At 48.1% G+C, this 2830-nt stretch carries 2 protein-coding genes; both read left to right on the top strand.

All coding sequences use genetic code 11. The annotated features are described in order from the left end of the window. Positions 1-1629 precede the first annotated feature (1629 nt). A complete protein-coding gene (locus tag M2416_RS26880) occupies positions 1630-2061 on the top strand; it encodes a helix-turn-helix domain-containing protein (RefSeq protein WP_069970468.1) in 432 nt (143 codons plus the stop codon). A 9-nt stretch (positions 2062-2070) separates the two neighbouring features. Beyond that, positions 2071-2523 (top strand): hypothetical protein, encoded by a 453-nt coding sequence (locus M2416_RS26875; protein ID WP_142353804.1) that lies wholly within the window; start codon positions 2071-2073, stop codon positions 2521-2523. The last annotated feature ends 307 nt before the right edge of the window (positions 2524-2830 follow it).

Genomic DNA, 2830 nt, shown 5'->3' with positions numbered 1-2830 from the left:
CTGAACCTCACGAATAACGGTGAACGGGTGCGCAGTTTACTGTGCGGCCGTGAGGCGTTGGCCAGGCCGTCAGGCATGGCTGGATTTATTGCTAAGGGGGTCGGATTTAACGTGGGTTAATCAGCACGCAGTGATGAACGGGATTCGGAAGGGGCACCCTTGCGGCGCGGCGATGTATACATCGCTAACGTGCCTTACTCTTTTCACTGCTGAGGGTAGCGATAGCAAACAGATAGCAAACAGGTGGCAAACAGGTAGCAAACAGGTAGCAAACAGATAGCAAACAGGTGGCAAATCGATAGCAAAAGGGCAGCAAAAGAGAGCAAACATATGGGTGTCGGGCGGAGCCGGACCAGGTGTCATTGGCGTGCCGGCGGTACTCCAAAAACACATCTTGTCCCGCTGTTTTGTGAATAAGCCAGCATGGCTGTGGGCACAAAACATTTCCTGTCCGCTGCTTTAACCTTGTTAATCCAAGAACGTCAGGTGACGTCACTTTGCGGCGTTAGCCCTATCCTGCATCGTATTAAAAAATGCAGCTATGGCGTGTAAGGTACCAGAGATAAGCCCATCGATATTCCGCTTCCTCGCTCACTGACTCGCTGCGCTCGGTCGTTCGACTGCGGCGAGCGGAGGGAACTGAGACATTACGACACAGGCGATAAGAAAGGATGTAGAGGGACGCGAGAAAGGCCGCGGCGTTGCCGGTTTTCCATAGGCTCCGCCCCCCTGACAAGCATCAAGAAATCTGACGCTCAAATCAGTGGTGGCGAAACCCGACAGGACTATAAAGATCCCAGGCGTTTCCCCCTGGTAGCACCCTCGTGCGCTCTCCTGTTCCTGCCTTTCGGTTTACCGGTGTCATTCCGCTGTTATGGCCGCGTTTGTCTCATTCCACGCCTGACACTCAGTTCCGGGTAGGCAGTTCGCTCCAAGCTGGACTGTATGCACGAACCCCCCGTTCAGCCCGACTACCACGTTGTTTCGGTAACTATCATCTTGAGTCCAACCCGAAACAGACACGACAAATCGCCAGTAGCGGTAGCCATTGGTAAGAAGGTGTACAAGAAGATTACTAGTGCAGAGTTCTTGAAGTCTGAGCCAAACTACGGCTAAACTGGAAGGACGAATTTGGTGGCAGCGGTCTTGTACACCCTGTTACCACGGTTCATAAACTTGCCGGTTTAATGAACCTTCGAAAAACCACCTTGCCGGGTGGTTTTTTCGTTTCCGAGACTACATTTTTGCTTACCTTCCTGTCAATCAAGAAGATAACAAACAAAAAAAGCTGCCTAGGGCAGCTTTTTTTATGAGTCCGAGTGGCGTACGTGATGTCTGTTATCAGATTCATCATCCCTCTCTGTGAGGGAGCCCACTCAAGTGGCTGCGAAATGCAGGGCGATCCACTATCAGCGCATGTTGCCTCGCCATTATATCGCCATGACGGACAAATCGTCTTCTGTAAGACTCATAGCAAGTATGGTGACAAAGCCATATCAAATAAAGGCGACAAAATGTCTATACATATAAATATACATATATAATTATAACCAAGAACACTCTAACATCATTAAATAATGATGTTAGAGTGTTCTTGGTGTCGCTACAAATTAAAAAACGAGGTTCGTAATGAAAGCGAAGACAGAGCCACTTGAAAAAAAGTGGGGAGAACGAAGCATGCTTATGGGCTGGACAGCGATCCCTACATCACTGCTTTTTCTACAGGCGGAACTATCAATTAGTCCTTTGGGTTTCAATTTGCTGATGAACCTTGTTTCTCACTGGTGGGAAACTACAGAGCACCCTTACCCTTCGCAAGAATCGATGGCAAAAAGAATGGGCGTTTCGAAACGTTCTATCCAGAGAGAAATCACAACTTTGGTAGAGCTTGGCTTACTCGATAAACAGCCGAATAAGGCCGGAAGCAAGAAATTTAAAGGTCGAAACACCTATGACTTAAGCAAGCTTGTTCAAGTCCTTAATGAAAAAACACCCGATAAAATAAGCAGTTTCAAACGTTATAAAAAAAATGGAGAATCACTAGATTCAGAGCTGGAGTAACCTTAGAAAATGCCGACATTCACGCAATCTGGAACTGGGAAGTTTGATTATTGGCTTATAGATGGAATTAAGTCTTTTTCAAAAATACCGGCTAACACACTGCCATCAATCACCGTAGACATGCCGATCCGCTTACAAGTCGGAAATGGTTACTTTGGCTCAACACACATAACCGGCAGGCATGGTAAGTGGCTTCAACGCTATCAACCAGATGGTTGTGTAGCAACATTCATCCATAAGAAGCTCAGCACCAGTGGGAAGATCTTACTGTTGGAAGAGCAAGGTAAAATAGGTTTAGCTCTCAGACTAAACCCAGACTCAGCTCTGATACTGAAAAACATTGGCGATTTTTTCTCTGTAACAACAATCTATTACAAACGAAGTGGGCTTCAGGGAGAGGAAATAGGAAGGTATACCGGTTCATCGTGGGCGACATCTCCCTTTATCGATAGAAAGCGATAACCCCACCAAGATTTACCATAACATCTCTTGCCCGCACCCCCTGAGAGGCCCTCAGCGCGATTTTGCGGCGTCCGGGCCGTTTCCGGCACCTTTCCACCGCCTAAACCCGAAAAAACGCTTCTGATGATTTCTGCGCGTCTGCATGGCTATGCACACACATGCATGGCCGGGATTTTAGCGGCTAAAATCCGGCAGGACGCTCAAAAGCACCACTGAACCTCACGAATAACGGTGAACGGGTGCGCAGTTTACTGTGCGGCCGTGAGGCGTTGGCCAGGCCGTCAGGCATGGCTGGATTTATTGCTAA

It is taken from the genome of Klebsiella sp. BIGb0132 (assembly GCF_024810075.1).
GTDB lineage: Bacteria > Pseudomonadota > Gammaproteobacteria > Enterobacterales > Enterobacteriaceae > Klebsiella > Klebsiella terrigena.
Note: the sequence above shows the minus strand (reverse complement) of the source record. Positions and strands in the feature narration are given on the sequence as shown.

Excerpts from the sequence above, each read along its gene's own strand:
- M2416_RS26880 (WP_069970468.1), top strand. The coding sequence starts at position 1,630 with ATGAAAGCGAAGACAGAGCCACTTGAAAAAAAGTGGGGAGAACGAAGC.
- M2416_RS26875 (WP_142353804.1), top strand. The coding sequence starts at position 2,071 with ATGCCGACATTCACGCAATCTGGAACTGGGAAGTTTGATTATTGGCTT.